At 62.6% G+C, this 17632-nt stretch carries 14 protein-coding genes and 2 tRNA genes; 8 read left to right on the forward strand and 8 right to left on the reverse strand.

Features of this window, described 5'->3' with window-relative positions; all coding sequences use genetic code 11:
* Positions 1–210: 210 nt before the first annotated feature.
* From NJT13_RS13120 to NJT13_RS13130, 3 genes are all read right to left on the reverse strand, one after another.
* On the reverse strand, positions 211–621 hold the full coding sequence (locus tag NJT13_RS13120; RefSeq protein ID WP_254522080.1) for a group I intron-associated PD-(D/E)XK endonuclease: 411 nt from the start codon (positions 619–621) through the stop codon (positions 211–213).
* Between the two features lie 156 nt (positions 622–777).
* A tRNA-Asp gene (locus NJT13_RS13125) sits at positions 778–850 on the reverse strand.
* Positions 851–1139: 289 nt separating this feature from the next.
* Positions 1140–1212: transfer RNA gene (locus NJT13_RS13130), tRNA-Asp, on the reverse strand.
* Between the two features lie 325 nt (positions 1213–1537).
* Here NJT13_RS13130 and NJT13_RS13135 point away from each other — a divergent pair.
* The 8 genes from NJT13_RS13135 to NJT13_RS13170 all read left to right on the forward strand — a co-directional run bounded on the left by NJT13_RS13135 (position 1538) and on the right by NJT13_RS13170 (position 11085).
* Positions 1538–1765 carry a DNA-directed RNA polymerase subunit H gene (locus tag NJT13_RS13135; RefSeq protein ID WP_254522081.1) on the forward strand — a complete coding sequence of 76 codons (228 nt, stop codon included), beginning with the start codon at positions 1538–1540 and terminating at the stop codon, positions 1763–1765.
* A complete protein-coding gene (locus tag NJT13_RS13140; RefSeq protein ID WP_254522082.1) occupies positions 1766–3346 on the forward strand; it encodes a DNA-directed RNA polymerase subunit B'' in 1581 nt (526 codons plus the stop codon). It begins immediately after the preceding gene.
* A 6-nt stretch (positions 3347–3352) separates the two neighbouring features.
* Positions 3353–5182, forward strand: coding sequence for a DNA-directed RNA polymerase subunit B (gene rpoB, locus NJT13_RS13145; protein WP_254522083.1), 1830 nt, complete (start codon positions 3353–3355; stop codon positions 5180–5182).
* A gap of 3 nt (positions 5183–5185) precedes the next feature.
* On the forward strand, positions 5186–8113 hold the full coding sequence (locus NJT13_RS13150; protein WP_254522084.1) for a DNA-directed RNA polymerase subunit A': 2928 nt from the start codon (positions 5186–5188) through the stop codon (positions 8111–8113).
* A complete protein-coding gene (gene rpoA2, locus NJT13_RS13155; RefSeq protein WP_254522085.1) occupies positions 8106–9299 on the forward strand; it encodes a DNA-directed RNA polymerase subunit A'' in 1194 nt (397 codons plus the stop codon). The genes NJT13_RS13150 and rpoA2 overlap by 8 nt, the downstream gene beginning before the upstream one ends.
* 3 nt (positions 9300–9302) lie before the next feature.
* A complete protein-coding gene (locus NJT13_RS13160; RefSeq protein WP_254522086.1) occupies positions 9303–9728 on the forward strand; it encodes a NusA-like transcription termination signal-binding factor in 426 nt (141 codons plus the stop codon).
* A gap of 317 nt (positions 9729–10045) precedes the next feature.
* The gene (locus tag NJT13_RS13165) at positions 10046–10474 is read left to right on the forward strand and encodes a 30S ribosomal protein S12 (protein ID WP_049951550.1); all 429 of its coding nucleotides are present in this window, start codon (positions 10046–10048) and stop codon (positions 10472–10474) included.
* A gap of 2 nt (positions 10475–10476) precedes the next feature.
* Entirely contained in the window at positions 10477–11085 is a 609-nt protein-coding gene (locus tag NJT13_RS13170) for a 30S ribosomal protein S7 (RefSeq protein ID WP_254522087.1), read from the forward strand.
* 373 nt (positions 11086–11458) lie between these two features.
* Here the strand turns inward: NJT13_RS13170 and NJT13_RS13175 are convergent, their stop codons facing one another.
* The 5 genes from NJT13_RS13175 to NJT13_RS13195 all read right to left on the reverse strand — a co-directional run bounded on the left by NJT13_RS13175 (position 11459) and on the right by NJT13_RS13195 (position 17238).
* Positions 11459–13537 carry a CHAT domain-containing protein gene (locus NJT13_RS13175; protein WP_254522088.1) on the reverse strand — a complete coding sequence of 693 codons (2079 nt, stop codon included), beginning with the start codon at positions 13535–13537 and terminating at the stop codon, positions 11459–11461.
* Positions 13538–13626: 89 nt separating this feature from the next.
* Positions 13627–14325, reverse strand: a complete 699-nt coding sequence (locus NJT13_RS13180; RefSeq protein WP_254522089.1) for a DUF7504 family protein — start codon at positions 14323–14325, stop codon at positions 13627–13629.
* A 147-nt stretch (positions 14326–14472) separates the two neighbouring features.
* Positions 14473–15228 (reverse strand): DUF5781 family protein, encoded by a 756-nt coding sequence (locus NJT13_RS13185; RefSeq protein WP_254522090.1) that lies wholly within the window; start codon positions 15226–15228, stop codon positions 14473–14475.
* A 121-nt stretch (positions 15229–15349) separates the two neighbouring features.
* Positions 15350–15724, reverse strand: a complete 375-nt coding sequence (locus NJT13_RS13190) for a hypothetical protein (RefSeq protein WP_254522091.1) — start codon at positions 15722–15724, stop codon at positions 15350–15352.
* The gene (locus NJT13_RS13195) at positions 15721–17238 is read right to left on the reverse strand and encodes a right-handed parallel beta-helix repeat-containing protein (RefSeq protein ID WP_254522092.1); all 1518 of its coding nucleotides are present in this window, start codon (positions 17236–17238) and stop codon (positions 15721–15723) included. The genes NJT13_RS13190 and NJT13_RS13195 overlap by 4 nt, the downstream gene beginning before the upstream one ends.
* Positions 17239–17632 lie beyond the last annotated feature (394 nt).

The raw sequence follows: 17632 nt of genomic DNA on the forward strand, positions 1-17632 counted from the left end.
ATCCGCCTCCCCGATCGCCGGGTTATCTATCGAGGTAACGCGGTGATACTAATATATTAGGATTCAATATCTTCGGTTACTAATTCTTTAATCAAACGCGATCGATCCGACGGGATGCTCGAGGACTGGACCGCTGCCTTCGGCAGCGTCTTGCCAGTCGCCACTGGGACTCGGAACGATATCCGCCGATATACTGTAACTCGAATCCGATTACGGTAAGCGGACCTCGAACCGATACGTGTCGGCTCGATTGACACTCGGATGATCGATTTCGGGTTCGGTCAATCGCAGGTACGTACTTTTCTTTCCGGTATCTTCTATCGGCACCCAGTACAGTTCGTCGGTTTCCTTACATCGGACGGCGAACGCGTCGATCGAGCCGTCGTAGCTCTCCATCGTCGTCTCGCCGTCGGCAGTCGTTTTACTGGTCGTTTTGAATCGAACGACGTCGCCTTCGATCCATCCCGTTTTGCACTGTACGCGAAGCAACTCCGTTCCCGTATCTACCACGAGATCGTACTTATCGTTATCACCGAACGGAACGGAGACGGAGTACCCGTCTGCGATAAGCGCCGCGAGAATACGTGCTTCAGTCTCGTCGCCGGTCTGTTTAGTATTCACTCTTCTTCTAATTGAAATCTATCTGGCCGGAACATAATTTCGTACGGTTTCTCTCCAAATCGTGGATCCGCTCACGGGTGGCGAGCACCCGGATGCGGAGCTCGCTGAGGTCGATCGCGAACGGATACGACTCACGGTGTTGTTCGCCGTAAAATACGCCCGAGGCGGGATTTGAACCCGCGTCACGACCGTGACAGGGTCGTATGATGGGCCACTACACCACCCGGGCTTGCAACTCTCCGTTTCCGGGTCGGAGTATTAAGGGTTTTGTTCCCTCCTCGTTTCGGTGGCCACCAACAGAGTCGGTACTTCGCGATAACCGTTCGTCTCGGCCGGTGACCGGTTACCGTTTTGCTGACGTCGGGGCTCGTTCGTCACTGTTCACTCACAATTTAGCGTCAGCAGAAAGGGCTCGAGGCGGGATTTGAACTACCTGACCGGTGGCGGGCATCGGATGCGGTGCTCGCTGAGATCGATCGCGAACGGATGCGACTCACGGTGTTGTTCGCCGTAAAATACGCCCGAGGCGGGATTTGAACCCGCGTCACGACCGTGACAGGGTCGTATGATGGGCCACTACACCACCCGGGCTTCCGACTCATCGTTACCCGGTGGTGGTATTAAGGCTTTTCAATCGGGTCCCGTGTGGTACGTCCAATCGCGCCACGGCCCCGCCTCGAGAGCGCCACGTCCCGGGCTCATCGTGTTACTCTCTCGCACGACCCACAAGGAATATAACCGAGAACCGGATACTCACGAGTGTGATCGTCCGCCCCGGTCAGGTCCGCCCCGGCCGGATAGCTCCGCTTGTGCGTCGACTTAGTAACCGTTAAATGCCTCCCGCCGCTATCTGCCTGTAGTATCTCGTGACAGCCGCTTCTCTCCCGATAGCCAACACGCACACCCACACCAATCCATGGTAGACGTAAGCCAACACGACCTGGTTCCCGAGCACACCGTTCTCGAGGAGGACGTCCTCGAGGACGTGCTCGAGGAATACGATATCGACCGTACAGACTTACCGAAGATCAAACGAAACGACCCAGCCTTGCCGGACGACGCAGAGATCGGCGACGTCATCAAAATCGTCCGGGACTCGCGAACGACCGAACAGGCGATCGTGTATCGACTCGTGGTGGAATAAATGGCAATGGAACTCAACCGCGACGAACGTCGTGAGATTTCGCGCGAATACTTCTCGAAGGAACGGATCGCAGAACACCACTACCGCTCGTTCAACGCGTTCCTCACTCGGGGGATGCAGGAGGTCGTCGACGAAAAGGCGACGATCGACACGGACATCGGCGACAAGGAAGGCGAAGAGCCCGTCCACGTCGAACTGGGCGACGTCCGCGTCGTCACCCCGCGGGTTCGAGAGGCAGACGGCTCGGAAGAACTGCTCTATCCGCAGGAAGCCCGCCTTCGAAACATCACCTATTCGGCGCCGGTGTTCATGGAGATGTCGATCGTCAAGGGCGAAGAGGGCGACCAGCGGGTCGTCGATTCTACCGAGACGAAGATCGGTCGAATGCCCATCATGGTCGGCTCAGAGAAGTGCAACATCGCCGGCTTCTCCGACGAGGAGCTGATCGAAATCGGTGAGGACCCCGCCGATCCCGGCGGCTATTTCATCGTCAACGGCTCCGAGCGGGTGTTGATGACCAGCGAAGACCTCGCACCGAACAAGATCCTCGCCGAGTACGACACCAAGTACGGCGACGAGATCCAGGTCGCGAAGACCTTCTCGCAACGACGGGGCTACCGCGCGCTGGTGCTGTGTGAGCGAACTCGAGACGGCCTGCTCGAGGTCTCGTTCCCTTCGGTATCGGGCTCGATCAACTTCGTGACGCTGGTTCGAGCACTCGGCCTCGAGAGCGACGAAGAGATCGTCCACAAGGTCTCGAACGACCCCGAAGTCGTCAAATACATGCTCGAGAACCTGGAGGAAGCGGAGGTTCAGACCGAAGAGCAAGCCATCGAGGCGCTTGGCAAGCGCGTCGCCTCCGGCCAGGGGAAGAACTACCAGCTCAAGCGGGCCAACTACGTCATCGACCGGTACCTTCTCCCGCACCTCCACGAGGACGGCGTCGAGGAGGAGGACGTCCGGATCAACAAGGCCCACTACCTCTGTCGGATGGCGGAGGCCTGCTTCGAACTCGCGCTCGGCCGCCGCGAATCCGACGACAAGGACCACTACGCGAACAAGCGCCTGAAGGTCAGCGGCGATCTGATGAAAGACCTGTTCCGGACCGCGCTGAACAAGCTCGCACGGGACGTCAAGTACCAGCTCGAGCGAGCGAACATGCGCAATCGGCAGCTCTCGGTGAACACGGTCGTCCGCTCGGACGTCCTCACCGAGCGGCTCGAGCATCCGATCGCGACGGGTAACTGGGTCGGGGGTCGCTCCGGGGTCTCCCAGCTGGTCGACCGGACCGACTTCATGGGGGTACTCAGCCACTTGCGCCGCCTTCGCAGTCCGCTGTCACGCTCGCAGCCGCACTTCGAAGCGCGGGACTTACACGCGACCCAGTGGGGACGTATCGGCCCCTCCGAGACCCCGGAGGGACCGAACTGTGGCCTGGTGAAGAACTTCGCGCAGTCGATGGAGCTCTCCCAGAACGTCGAGGACGAACAGGAACTCAAACGCGAACTGGCATCGATGGGTGTCGAGGGCATTCCCGGCCTCGAGGGAATCGAACGGACGACAGCGTCAGGGGACGACTAATCAATCATGAGCAGCCAACAACGAGAGGCGAAAGTCTACGTCAACGGGTCGCTGGTGGGGACCCATCCCGATCCGCACGAACTCGCAGAACAGATCCGCGAAGCGCGTCGCATCGGCGACGTCAGCGAGATGGTCAACGTTTCGGTGAAAGACCGCACCCGCGAAGTGATCGTCAACGCGGACGCGGGTCGGGCCCGGCGACCGCTACTGGTCGTCGAAGACGGCGAACCTCGTATCTCCGAACAGGAGATCGATGCGCTTCACGACGGTGACCTCGAGTTCGAGGACCTCGTCGATCACGGCTACATCGAGTTCATCGACGCGGAAGAGGAAGAAGACATTCTGGTCGCCGTCGACGAGGACGACCTGACGGAAAAGCACACGCACCTCGAGATCGATCCGTCGCTGATCTTCTCGATCGGTGCGGGGATGATTCCGTATCCCGAACACAACGCCTCGCCCCGCATTACGATGGGGGCGGGGATGATCAAGCAGTCGCTCGGACTGCCGAGTGCGAACTACCGGATTCGGCCGGACACGCGCCAGCACCTGCTTCACTACCCGCAGCTCTCGATGGTGAAAACCCAGACGACCGAGCAGATCGGCTACGACGAGCGGCCGGCGGCACAGAACTTCGTCGTCGCCGTGATGAGCTACGAGGGGTTCAACATCGAGGACGCGCTGGTCATGAACAAAGCCAGCGTCGAGCGCGCGCTCGCGAGATCGCACTTCTTCCGGACGTACGAGGGTGAAGAACGTCGGTACCCGGGCGGTCAGGAGGACCGATTCGAGATCCCGAGCCAGGACGTTCGCGGCGCTCGCGGGGAGGAAGCGTACAATCACCTCGACGAGGACGGCCTCGTCAATCCCGAGACGAACGTCGACGAGAACTCCGTCCTGCTCGGCAAGACGAGTCCGCCGCGATTCCTCGAGGAACCGGACGACATGGGCGGTCTCTCGCCCCAGAAGCGCCGCGAAACGTCGGTCACCATGCGCTCGGGCGAGTCGGGGATCGTCGACACGGTCACCCTCATGGAGGGGGAAGACGGCTCGAAGCTCTCGAAGGTCTCCGTGCGCGACGAACGCATCCCCGAACTCGGGGACAAGTTCGCCAGTCGCCACGGCCAGAAGGGGGTCGTCGGCCACCTCGCACCGCAAGAGGACATGCCCTTCACCGAGGAGGGCGTCGTTCCCGACCTCGTCGTGAACCCCCACGCGCTGCCGTCGCGGATGACCGTCGGACACATCCTCGAGATGATCGGCGGCAAACTCGGCGCGATGGAGGGGCGACGCGTCGACGGGACGCCGTTCCTGGGTGAAGACAAGGACGAACTCCGCGGTGGACTCGAGGACGCCGGGTTCAATTCGGCGGGCAAGGAGACCATGTACTCCGGGGTCACCGGAGAGAAGATCGAGGCCGACATCTTCGTCGGCGTCATTTTCTACCAGAAACTCTACCACATGGTTTCGAACAAACTGCACGCCCGCTCGCGCGGACCCGTGCAGGTGCTCACCCGGCAGCCGACCGAGGGGCGCGCCCGCGAGGGTGGCCTCCGTATCGGCGAGATGGAACGCGACGTGTTCATCGGCCACGGGGCGGCCATGACGCTGAAAGAACGGCTCTTGGACGAGTCCGACCGCGAGTTCATTCACGTCTGTGCGAACTGCGGGATGAGCGCGGTCGAAAACGTCGAACAACGGCGCGTCTACTGTCCGAACTGCGACGAGGAGACCGATATCCACGAGATCGAGATGAGCTACGCCTTCAAGCTCCTGCTAGACGAGATGAAGGCGCTGGGTATCGCGCCGCGACTCGAACTGGAGGACGCCGTCTAAATCATGCAAAACAGTACACCAAAAGACATCGGAGCGATCTCCTTCGGGCTCATGGAGCCCGAGGAGTATCGGGAGATGAGCGCGACGAAGATCATCACCGCCGACACCTACGACGACGACGGCTTCCCCATCGACATGGGGCTCATGGACCCGCGCCTGGGCGTCATCGACCCCGGCCTCGAGTGCAAGACCTGCGGGAAACATTCGGGTTCGTGTAACGGTCACTTCGGCCACATCGAACTCGCGGCGCCGGTCATCCACGTCGGCTTTACGAAACTCATCCGACGGCTCCTGCGAGGCACCTGTCGGGAGTGTTCGAAGCTCCTGCTGACGGAGGACGAACGGGACGAATTCCGCGGTCAACTCGAGGAGTCCCGGAAACTGAGTCGGGACTTGAACGACGTGACCAAGGCCGCGATTCGACAGGCGCGCAAGAAGGATCGGTGTCCGTTCTGCGGCGAAATTCAGTACGACATCGACCACGAGAAGCCGACGACCTACTACGAGGTCCAACAGGTCCTCACGAGCGAGTACTCCCAGCGCATCGCGGGCGCGATGCAGGGCGACGAGGAGGCGGGCATCGATCGCACGACGCCCGACGAACTCGCCGAGAAGACCGACATCGAGCTGACCCGGATCAACGAGATTCTCTCCGGTTCGTTCCGGCCCCGGGAGAGTCAGCGCAAGGCCATCGAGAAGGCCCTGGACATCGATCTCACCGAGGAGGATACGAACAAACTGATGCCCTCGGACATCAGGGACTGGTTCGAGAACATCCCGGACGAGGACATCGAGGTGCTGGGGATCAACCCCGAGCGCTCTCGGCCCGAGTGGATGATCCTCACCGTCCTGCCGGTGCCGCCGGTCACCGCTCGACCGTCGATCACGCTGGACAACGGCCAGCGATCTGAGGACGACCTCACGCACAAGCTGGTCGACATCATCCGGATCAACCAGCGGTTCATGGAGAATCGCGAGGCGGGCGCACCCCAGCTGATCATCGAGGACCTCTGGGAACTGCTCCAGTACCACGTGACGACGTTCATGGACAACGAGATTTCGGGGACGCCGCCGGCGCGACACCGCTCCGGCCGGCCGCTCAAGACCCTCTCCCAGCGGCTCAAGGGGAAGGAAGGTCGCTTCCGCGGGTCGCTGTCGGGCAAGCGCGTCAACTTCTCCGCCCGGACGGTCATCTCGCCGGACCCGACCCTCTCGCTGAACGAAGTCGGCGTTCCGGACCGCGTCGCAAAGGAGATGACGCAGACGATGAATGTGACGGAACGAAACCTGGCGGACGCCCGCCGGTTCGTCTCGAACGGCCCCGAGGGACACCCCGGTGCGAACTACGTCCGCCGGCCCGACGGCAGACGGCTGAAGGTGACCGAAAAGAACTGCGAGCAACTCGCCGAAAAGGTCGAAGCCGGCTGGGAAGTCAACCGTCACCTCATCGACGGCGACATCGTCATCTTCAACCGCCAGCCGTCGCTGCACCGGATGTCGATCATGGCCCACGAGGTCGTGGTCATGCCGTACAAGACGTTCCGCCTGAACACCGTCGTCTGTCCGCCGTACAACGCGGACTTCGACGGCGACGAGATGAACATGCACGCGCTGCAAAACGAGGAGGCTCGCGCCGAAGCGCGCGTCCTCATGCGCGTCCAGGAACAAATTCTGAGCCCGCGCTTCGGCGAGAACATCATCGGCGCCATTCAGGACCACATCTCCGGGATGTACCTGCTGACCAACGACAACCCACGGTTCAACGAGACACAGGCGCTGGATCTCCTCCGGGCGACCCGGATCGACGAACTGCCCGACCCCAGCGGGATCGACGACGAGGGCGAGCCGTTCTGGACCGGGTACGACGTGTTCTCCGAACTCCTGCCCGACGACCTCAATCTCGAGTTCACCGGCACCGTCGGCGATCAGGTGGTCATCGAGGACGGGCAGTTGATCGAGGGAACCATCGCCGAGGACGAAGTCGGCGAGTTCGGCGGCGAGATCGTCGACACGATCACGAAGATCTACGGCAACACGCGTGCGCGGATCTTCATCAACGAGGTGTCGACGCTGGCGATGCGGGCGATCATGCACTTCGGGTTCTCGATCGGCATCGACGACGAGACGATCCCCGAGGAGGCACAGGCCCGAATCGACGAGACGATCGACGACGCCAACGACCGGGTCGAGGAACTGATCGAAGCCTACGAACGCGGCGAACTCGAGAGTCTCCCGGGTCGGACGATCGACGAGACGCTCGAGATGAAGATCATGCAGACGCTCTCGCGTGCGCGTGACAACGCGGGGAACATCGCCGACGAACACTTCTCGGACGAGAACCCCGCCGTCGTCATGGCCAACTCGGGCGCCCGCGGATCGATGCTCAACCTGACCCAGATGGCCGGTGCCGTCGGCCAACAGGCGGTTCGGGGCGAGCGAATCAATCGCGGATACGAAGATCGAACCCTCTCGCACTACGAGCCGGACGACCTCTCGGCCGAGGCACACGGCTTCGTCGAGAACTCCTATACGAGCGGCCTGACGCCGCGGGAATTCTTCTTCCACGCGATGGGCGGCCGCGAGGGGCTGGTCGACACTGCCGTTCGAACGTCGAAGTCCGGCTACCTGCAGCGCCGGCTGATCAACGCCCTCTCCGAACTCGAGACCCAGTACGACGGCACCGTCCGCGACACCTCGGACACGATCGTCCAGTTCGAATTCGGTGAGGACGGCACCTCGCCGGTCAAGGTCTCCTCCGGCGACGAGAACAACATCGACGTCGCACAGATCGCGGATCGGGTTCTCGACACCGAGTTCGAGTCCGAGGCGGAAAAACAGGAGTTCCTCGGCTCGAGACCGCGGCCGACGAACCTCTCGGAACACGCCGACGATCGCCTCGCCGAGGGAACGGAGGTGACCTCCGATGACTGAGGTCGACTACGCCGTCGACGACGACACGATCGCGGTCGTCGAGGACACGGACCTCCCGCGACGGCTCAAAAACGAGGTCTACGAGACGCTCGAGGCCCGTGACGGTGCAACGGTCGAGGACGCGGACGAACTCGCGAAGGCGGTCGAAACTCGCTACCTGGACACGCGGGTCGACCCGCTCGACCCGGTCGGGACGGTCTCGGCGCAGTCGATCGGGGAACCCGGCACCCAGCTGACGATGAACACGTTCCACTACGCGGGGGTCGCCGAAATCGACGTGACCCAGGGGCTGCCGCGGCTGATCGAACTGGTCGACGCCCGGAAGACTCCCGACACGCCGATGATGACCGTGTATCTCGAGGGCGAGTACGCCACCGAACGCGAGCGGGCCCACGAAGTCGTCTGGAAGATCGAGGCGACCAAGATCCTCGCGCTGGGTGACGTCTCGACGAACGTCGCGGACATGCGCGTCCAGATTTCGCTCAACGAGGACACCTTGGAAGAGCGGATGATCACGCCCGATGAGGTCGCGGAGATCATCGAAGACTCGCTCGGCGTCAGTACGGTCCAGCAGGGCACTCGGATCGAGTTCGGACCCGAGGAGCCCTCCTATCGGGACCTCCTGCAACTCGTCGAGGAACTGCGTGACATCACGTTCAAAGGTATCGAAGACATCTCCAGGGTCGTTATCCGACGCGAGGAACTCGACGAGGGCGAAGAATTCGTCCTCTACACCGAGGGATCGGCGTTCGGCGACGTCCTCGAAATCGAGGGCGTCGACGCCTCGCGGACGACGTGCAACAACATTCACGAGATTCGACGGAACCTCGGCATCGAGGCGGCTCGCGAGGCGATCATCGAGGAAACGAACAATACGCTGGCCGAACAGGGGCTCGACGACGTAAACGTCCGTCACCTGATGCTCGTCGCGGACATCATGACGAACCGCGGCGAGATCGAGTCGATCGGCCGCCACGGTATTTCGGGCTCGAAGGAGTCGGTCCTCGCTCGTGCTGCGTTCGAGGTGACGGTCAACCACCTGCTCAACGCAGCGATCCACGGCGAGATCGACGAACTCGACGGCGTCACGGAGAACGTTATCGTCGGCAAGCCGATCAAACTCGGCACTGGCGACGTCGACCTCCGGATGGGATCGACCACGTCCGGTGGCAGTCAGGCCGACTGATCGATGGGGGTGACCCTCGACGACGCCGCACGGCGATTCCTCGCCGCGTTCGAGGAGGTCACGGGCGTCGACGGTCGAGATTGTCTCGTCACCGAGGGCGGCGATCGGCTGGTGATCGTCGTCGAAACCGGCGGGATGAGTGACGCGATCGGCCCCGGTGGCCGGACGGTCAAGCGGTTCGAGGAACGTGTCGACGCGCAGGTCCGGCTCGTCGAAGACGCGGACGACCCCGAGGAATTCGTCGCGAATACGTTCGCACCCGCGGCCGTCTACAACGTCACCATCAGCGAGAACACCGACGTCGTCGCCTACGTCGAGGTCGCCGAAGGCGACCGCGGCATCGCCATCGGGACGAACGGCCGGACGATCACCGCCGCACGGCGCCTCGCCGCCCGCCATTTCGACATCGACGACATCCAGCTCACCTGACCGCCGTTTTCGCTCGTTCGCGGCTGTTTTCCAGCGCCGTTTCTCGTTCATCGGCGGTTCTCGGTCCCGGTCGACGCCGTTTCGTGCCATCTGTGTCCGATCGCGTCCGTCGTCGAGGCACCGACCACCGCCCGTCTCCGCCGATCGCGTTCGGGGTCCTCCGCTGAGCACAGCGGCGCTCCCCGTTGCTCCGTCCGTAACTCGAGCCGGCGAAACGGCCTCAGATTCGGCGAGCGGGGTACGTCGAGCTATCTCGAGCCGTCATACCGATTCGAAACGGGTTGCTTAAGTGCCTCCGTCGGATAGCGACGGGTACTATGGCAAACGGCAAATACGCCGCGCGCAAGCTCAAGAAGGACCGCCAGAACCAGCGGTGGTCCGACTCGGACTACGCGCGACGCGCCCGCGGACTTCGTGAGAAGTCCGACCCGCTCGAGGGTGCACCACAGGCCCGCGGTATCGTACTCGAAAAGGTCGGCATCGAAGCGAAACAACCCAACTCGGCGATCCGAAAGTGCGTCCGGGTTCAGCTGATCAAGAACGGAAAGCAGGTCACCGCCTTCTGTCCCGGTGACGGTGCGATCTCGTTCATCGACGAACACGACGAAGTCACCATCGCCGGGATCGGTGGGGCGAAGGGTCGTGCGATGGGCGACCTCTCCGGCGTCAACTACAAAGTGGACAAGGTAAACGGCGTCGCCATGAAGGAACTCGTCCGCGGGAACGCGGAGAAACCGGTGCGATAACCATGGCTGCAGAAGACCAACCGGACCCGGATGCGCCAGCGGGCGGTGCGGACGTATCGGCGAAGCTCTTCGGCACGTGGGATATCGACGAAATCGAGTACGCCGACCCATCGACGGAGCGTTACATCACCGTAACTCCGGTCGCACACACCGCGGGTCGCCACGCCAGCAAACAGTTCAAGAAGTCCCAGGTCTCGATCGTCGAGCGTTTCATCAACCGGTTGATGCAGACCGAAGAGAACACGGGCAAAAAACAGCAGTCGCTCAACTACGTCCGTGATGCGTTCGAGCTCATCCACGACCGCACAGAGGAAAACCCCATCCAGATTCTCGTCACGGCCGTGGAGAACGCGGCACCGCGAGAAGAGACCGTCCGGCTCAAGTACGGTGGCATCTCGGTTCCGAAGGCCGTCGACGTCGCCCCGCAGCGGCGCGTCGATCAGGCGCTGAAATTCCTCGCCGAAGGCGTTCACAACGACTCGTTCAAGACGGCGACGACCGTCGAGGAGGCGATCGCCAGCCAACTCGTCGGCGCGGCCAACTACGACGTCCAAACCTACGCCGTCAGTCAGAAAGAAGAAAAAGAGCGCGTCGCGGCTGCCGCACGCTAACGCGATCCGTCTGCCGTCTCGATTTTCTGGGGCGTTTCTCTCGCCACACATCTAGTCTACACTGAATTGTTCGGCGAATCTCATATCGGGCACGTACGCGAGAGAGCCCGTCGAGAGACCGGCGCCGTCCGTCGCGCCACTGGACCCGAGTTGGCCGAGTTTTAATCACTGACGGAGAGGATGATATTATAATCGCTTTGTATGTGATATTAAAATAAATTCATTATCATATAGCGATAGGTATCGGATAAACTATGGTGGATTTCACTCAATACGTGAAAAGCAATCCACGGATAGCCGGCTTTTTATGTATCTGGGCGCGGGTGGAACTCGGTATCGCAGCGAACGGAGGGTTGTTCACCGGACCGTGACGCTACGACTCCGACGGTCGGATATCCTCGCTCCACTGGAGCGATCCGTCGAGTAGAACGGGGAATTGACCCTGGTCGAAAAACTCCTCGAGTTGCGATGCCGACACCGAAAGTCGTCCGGTCGCTCGGGGCAGGACGTAGTACGACGTGACCGGGTCGAGATACGGCGAAAAGAGACAGCCTCGTTTGATCTCCGCCGACGTATACATGCGTACGTCTGCAGCGATACTGTTCCCGTTTCGGGTAACGATACACGCGTTCGGTATTCCGGTTTCGGATTGCGCTATCGTCGTTCGCCCGTCACCAACCATGACGTATTGCTGGCCCACGACGCTGTCTTGGCGAGCGATATCCAGTGCAGCGTAGAGCGGGAAACCGAGGTTGAGCAATCGAGCGATCGTACTGCCGATTCCGACTGCGCCACTGTTTGCGACGTTTCCGAGCGTCACGATTCCACCGATGCTTCCAGCGGCGACGAGGGCCAGTCCCTGATCGTGCGACTGACACGCGTTTAGCAAGAACGCCTTCGCACCGACGGAATCGACCGTCGCGGCGTCCAGTTTCCCGTCCGAACACTGAAATCCGGCGTCGTCGATGTGGCCGATATAGTGCAGAAAGTCGCTCTCGATCGCCAGCACGTCCGCGAGTTCGGCCCGTGTGAGGTCGTAGTGGTCCGTGATTTCGAAGGGCAACTCCTCGCGAGTTCCGTACGTCCCGTTGACGCTCTCGAGTTCCGTGCGCATATCCGAATCGTTACAGATACATTCGATTTCGATCGGGCCGTCCTTCGGCGTCCGGCCCACGTTGTTTTCGTACGCCCCGAGCGGGGTGGTGCTGACGATCTCCGAGTCGTCGATACCGGTCCAGACTTGCTGCAGGGTGGACAACTGGAGCCGATCCGTCGATGGGGTGGCGGTCTCGGTACCGCGACCAGTTCGTGTCCGAACGCGGGTGACAGGATCGCTCCGAGTGAACGATTCGATCGCCCGTTCGACGCGTGATTCCTGCGATGACGGATCCGTTTCGCTCGCTTCGGTCCTGACGATCGCGAGGTCGTTGGCGATAAACGGGAGGAATCTGATCGTCTCGGCGGTCGGCTCGAGTCTCGTCTCGAACCCCCAGTCTGGAAGATGCGGTTCCACCGCGGAGTACGGCGTCTCTAGATATGTTTCGAGTCGCTCGGCGAGACACTGGTCGTACGCGGTCGCGATGTCGAACGGGAGGGCCGGTTCGACCACCTGCCGCTCGTACAGTTCGAGCGGGGTCTTGCCCTCGGTCCGAACGACGCAATCGAGAAAGAACACCTGACGCAACGCGCGCCTCACCGACGATCCGAACCCGTCCGCGGTATCGAGCGCGTAGGTGTACCCGCGGTCGGTGACGATCTCGGGTCTCGATCCGGGACCGACGCTGGCACCGAGATAGTACGCGAGTGGCGCGACGACGAACACGTGACGGAGCGTGTCCGGGACGGCTATCCGAACGCCGTGGTCGGCCCGGTCGAACTCGTCGGGGACGTGTAATTCGCTTCCGAGTTCGAGGCGTGGCGGATGGCCTCGGAGTGTCGAGTAGGACCGCTCGGGCGTTGTCGTCTTCAGTTCCTGTCCAAAGATGGACACCGCCGCCATCACATCGGCGGGGTCTGCCGTCGTCGTGATCGTCCCGGCCGGCCGTTCGTGAAACGATCGTGCCCCGAGGATCACATCCGTCTCCCCGTCGAACGCGACGTACGTGCGGTCGGCATCCGAAAAGATACGCAATGCACTTTCGATACGGGCGTATATCTTCATGGGGCCCGATAGATCTAGCGTGTACTCGGCAGGCCGAAACGCTACCCGTTCGGTCGGGGGTACCTCGGCGATCATCATCCCGTCGGCGTCGCGGACGATGATGCTCTCGGTCGCCGGTAATTCGATCGACCGTGCGGTAAACCGTACGACCGATCCGGTCGGGAATCCGATCTGATCGGTGTCAGCCGACTCGAGCGAGATCGACTCGCCAACCGTCAACTGATACCGGTGCCGTTCGATCGGATCGATAATCTCGACTCCCGTTCTGCTGGGCTCGAATTTCGGCTTCATTGAAACTGACGATCGGGTGGTGTGGCGTTCGTTGGACCGTTCCGTCGTGAGTCGCCGAATCTGAACGCGACGGACGGACCGCGGGGCCGCTATTTCGTCGTCACCGAGAGCCACCCGGACGAGTGTGCTCCATCATCTAGCATCCATCGTTCCTGGTACTCCCCGTGCTGTTCTCGAAGTTCGACGATCACGTCGAACAGCGGCGAAAGCACCGGGACGATTCTGGCAGTCGGTTCCACTGGAAGGTGATAGTGAGCCATCCCGCAGACGTCTCGCGTTCGTCCGTTGGTCAGGTGGAGAAACTTGAAGATCCGTTGTCTCCCGTACTCTTCGAGCAGCGGAAGCACCGAGTCGACGCCGACTCTGAGTTCCGCGGGCTCGAGTCCGTTCGCGTCGTGTTCGAAGGAGTCGATCGCATTCGAGAGAGCCAGGCCGAGGTCCGCCAGCGCGTCGACTTCGGTCGGCGACGACGAGATGGACGAACCGGGTGTCGAACGACTCGCGGCGGTGGTGCGTGCCTGGGCGTCGTAGCTGATCATCGAGAGCGTCTCCGAGTCGGCATCGCCGGCGAGTTTCGAGAGCTGGTTCGTCTCGCTGGTCGTCGAGATGAGAACGCGACGGCGGGCCTTTTCCGCTCCCTGCCCCAGGAGCCGCCTGCAGGTGTCTCGTCGATGGTCGGGTCGGACGGAGCCGACGACGAGGATGCTCGCCCCGTGGCGCTTTAACCGCGATAGCTCGTCGGAGAAGCCGTCTTCGCTCGTCTCCGCACGGCCCTGTCCCGCGATCATTACTGGTATGTTACAGACAGTAATGCCCTCAAACAATAAATGTTAGGGTCGAAGCGGCGCGTTTTCCGTTCCGGACGCGGCTGTCGTCGGACCGGGGTTCGGACGGATTTGTCCGGTGAATCGAAACACCGAGACCGCTCGTCGCCGTCAATCAGCGGCCGGTCCGTCGCCGCTGACGTACGAACGGGTCGCGTCGACGAGCACTTGACGATAGGTGCTCGCGTCCGGTTCGAAAGCAAGTTCGCGGAACCGACGCTTGAACCCCCCGAACGCGATCTCTGGGGCGTCCATCGCGGCCGCGTGAGCGAGGTCGTAGAGTCGGTGGTCCTCGTCGACGAGATCGTGTCGCTCCGCGAGTGCGAGCGCGAACGCCGCGTTCACCGCCGTTATATCGGGATCGGCGCTCGGGGAGAGGCGCTCGAGCCCCGGGCGAGGTGGCGTTTCGGGGCGGTCGGCGAGGGCGATCGCGAGACTCGACTCGAGAAACGACAGGAGTTTCTCGCCGGGGCCGACCGAGAGGGTGATGTCGTCGGCGTAGATGTCTTTCATGTGATTCGCGATCTGATAGCAGTGAGAGAGTTTGCGTCGCTCGACGCTGCGGCCGGCCAGTGCGAGATAGAGGACTTCTTCGGTCGACTGGGTGTGGGACGGGTGGCGTTGTTCGTGACGGGCCATGTGGGCGAACTCGTGGAGGGCGAGTTCGCGGGCCATCGCGGACGACGCGGCCTGTCTCGAGATATTGAGGACGTGATGGTCGTCGTAGTGGGCCGCCCAGGTCCGTTCGTCGGGGTCGTCCCGCAGGTGGACGTGGACCGGCAGGGAGAGATCGTGCTCGGTTTCGAAGAGGTCCCGGGCGCTGAGAAATGGTGCGGTCGGGCCCGGTCCCTGGACGCGTATATCCATGCTCAACCGTACCAAGGTTCCCAGCGCTATTACAGTGACGGCTGCGGTAAGCGGTCGCAGTCCGAGGTCGCGCGGCCACCGGCGTGAGGGTCCGGACACGGGCCGGTTCGCGGCCCGGAATTCAGGCCGTTCCCACGCCGCCGAGGGCGTTGTTCTGATAGGTGACGGCCGTCGTCGTCACGTTGCTCGCGCTGGTGTAGAGGCCGTATCCGGCACCGTTGCGAATCGTGGCGTTCTCGACGAGCAGGCGTGAGCCGATGTACGCCGTCACGTTCGCCGGTTCGACCCGGTGGTTGAAGCGCTCCGTTCCGGCGTGCTCGACGACCACGTAGACGAGTCGATTCTCGACGCGGTCGCTCTCGCGGTAGGAGAGCCCTCGCCAGAAGCCGGCCGTCTTCTGTTCGCCGGTGAACGTGATCGGCGCGTCGGCCGTCCCCGTCGCGTCGAGGCTGCCGGTCGACCAGACTTCCAGTCCCGCGTTGCTCTCGAAACTCACCGTCGCACCGGCCTCGATAGCGAGGTCGCCCTGGACCTCGAGTTCGCCGTCGACGACGTATCGCGCGTCGACGGCCTGCCACGTGACGGTCGATCCCGCTTCGATACCGCTGCTCGTGGGAACGACGTCGATCCGGTCGTCGTCGTTGCCGGTGTACGTACTCGTGTCCGGGAAGAAGTGCGAACTCGGACTCCGGACCCAGGCGGCCCCGTCCGTGTTCTTCGTGACGGTGTTGGTGTGGAACGAACCGATCGTCTCGTTCGAACTGAAACAGACCCCGTAGCCGCCGCCTTCGCGGACGGTCGAACTGTCGACGCTGAGTCGCGAGCCCGAACGGACCGTGACGTTGGCGGCGACGGTGCTGTGGTGGAACGACTCCGAGCCGCCGTATTCGACGACCGCGTGGCCGAGCCGGTTCTCGGTGCGGTCGGTATCCTGAAACTGGAGTCCGCGCCAGTAGCCGCGAGTCTCTGTTCGCCGGTGAACGTGATGGGGGCCACCGACTCGTCTTCGGTCATCCCGACGGCGGTGGGACTCCCGCCGTTTCGCGTGTCGAGGCCCGCGTTTCGCTGGAAACTGACGGTCGCGTTGGGAGCAACGGTGAGGCGGCCGTAGTTGTCCGTCACGCCGGTCAACACGTAGCGGGCGTCGGTGACGCCCCGCTCCACGTCCGCCGAGTCGGGGATGCCGCCGGACGTCGGCGTCACGCGAACCCGGTCGTCGTCGTTGCCGGTGTACTGGCTTTCGGCCGCGAAGTGGTGGGCGCTCTGATCGCGACAGGCCGCGGTCGTCTCGTTTGCGGTGACGAGACACCGATCGAACGCGTCCAGGACCGCATCGTACCGGAGAGAGATACCCGCGCCCGCGTTCTCGCGGATCGTACACCGCTCGACGGTGGCTCGAGCGTCGAGCAACTCGACGCCCGCCTTCCGAACGCTGTGGTGGCTCCGGTTCGCACCCGCGTACTCGACGATGACGTGGCGCAGTTTGTTGTCGAGACTGTTCGACCCGTAGAAGACCAGTCCGCCCCAGTACCCCCGCGTCTTCTGCTCGCCGGTCATCCGGATCGGGGCCTCGCAGGTCCCCTGGGCGGTCAGACTCGAGCCCTCGAGGACCTGCAGGGACGCGCCGCTCGCGAACGTGACCGTCGTTCCCGGCCGGATCGTCAGGGTCGCGCCGTCGCTGACCCAGATCTCGGTGGTCACGTGGTAGTTCGAACATTCGTCGCCCCACACCGTATCGCTCGAGAGGCTGGCCGAGACCTCGGTACCGTCGCAGTTCGGATCGGGAGCGGCCGGCTGGCACGCCCCGTAGGACGGCTGATCGCCGCCGGGATCGGCCGAATCGTCCGCATCCGGGTCGGCCCCGGGGTCGCTCGACTCACCCGGTTCCGGTTCTCCCTCGGGCGACGAGAGAGCGAGTTCCGAACAGCCGGCGATGGCGCCGGTGATCGATGCAGTGCCGAGCGCTCGCAAGAGCGCTCGACGATTGGTGGGATCGTCCGTTCCTGTCATGATGTACGTGTATCCGACGCGAATCTCGGTGCGAACGGCGGGTGGCCGAAAATCGACAGCGGCCCGCCGCGTTCGCCCACTTTCGCGTCCTGGTCTCTTCTCCCACTACGTGGTGATATACTCTCCTCGTGAACTGAGTTCAGGTCGTGAACGTCCGGATACCTGTTCGAATCGTGAACTGTCGAAACCGCGGTCGCGCGGCGACGTTCGGTGTCGCCGGCCCGGACGGCCGGGTGATACAATTCGGCGGTGATCGATCGGGACGGGGGCGAGGCGATCGCGGCATCGCCGATCCGATCGCGACGATCAACTGCGTGGTATTCACTCACGCAAACCTGACTTTCCGGCGCTCGGACGGGGGAAGACGACGAAATTCGGCGGCGACGAAACACTA

This window comes from Natrinema caseinilyticum (assembly GCF_024227435.1).
Taxonomy (GTDB): Archaea; Halobacteriota; Halobacteria; order Halobacteriales; family Natrialbaceae; genus Natrinema; species Natrinema caseinilyticum.